General features: G+C 60.3%; 1 protein-coding gene. It reads right to left on the reverse strand.

Features of this window, described 5'->3' with window-relative positions:
- A partial coding sequence (locus CV013_RS15375) for a hypothetical protein (RefSeq protein WP_198591889.1) occupies positions 1–545 on the reverse strand: 545 nt, incomplete at its 3' end.
- Positions 546–569 lie beyond the last annotated feature (24 nt).

Consider the following 569-nt stretch of genomic DNA (forward strand, 5'->3'; position numbering starts at 1 on the left):
GTCCGCGTCAGGCTGGCGATCTGCGAAGCCGGATTGCGGGTGAACGTTGTCGTTGTGTCGTAACTGTTTCCGGCAAGAGCCTGCGTTACGCGGCTCAAGCGCAGCACAAGATCATAGGCGTAAGTGGTGGCCGTATCGCTATAGCCCCAGTCCCCTGCCGACAGCTTGAGCCGATTGATCGCTGCCACCGTGCCATTGGCATAGTACGGCGTATAAATCAGATACCCGGTTCCGGTCAGCTGCATGGCATGGAACCGGTCAAGCTGATCGTAGGTATAGCTCAATGTCTGGCCATCGGGATATCGCAAGCTCGTACGCCGACCATTGGCGTTAAAGCCCGCGGTCAGCGTGCGGCTCACCCCGTTCATGGTGAGCGTTTCGGCTGTCCGGTTGCCGAACCCATCGTACGTGTTGGTCACCCCTTCGCCCGACGCGCTGTCGAAACGGGCATACGTCTGCAGACCGCGCAGGTCATAACCGTAGAACACATCGCGGGTATGGGTGGCGGACAGGCCCGACCGTTCGGGCACTGTCTTGCGTGTCATCTGTCCCCCGTCAGCGCCTATGGC

Source organism: Tsuneonella flava (assembly GCF_002870965.1).
In the GTDB taxonomy this organism is placed as follows: Bacteria; Pseudomonadota; Alphaproteobacteria; order Sphingomonadales; family Sphingomonadaceae; genus Tsuneonella; species Tsuneonella flava.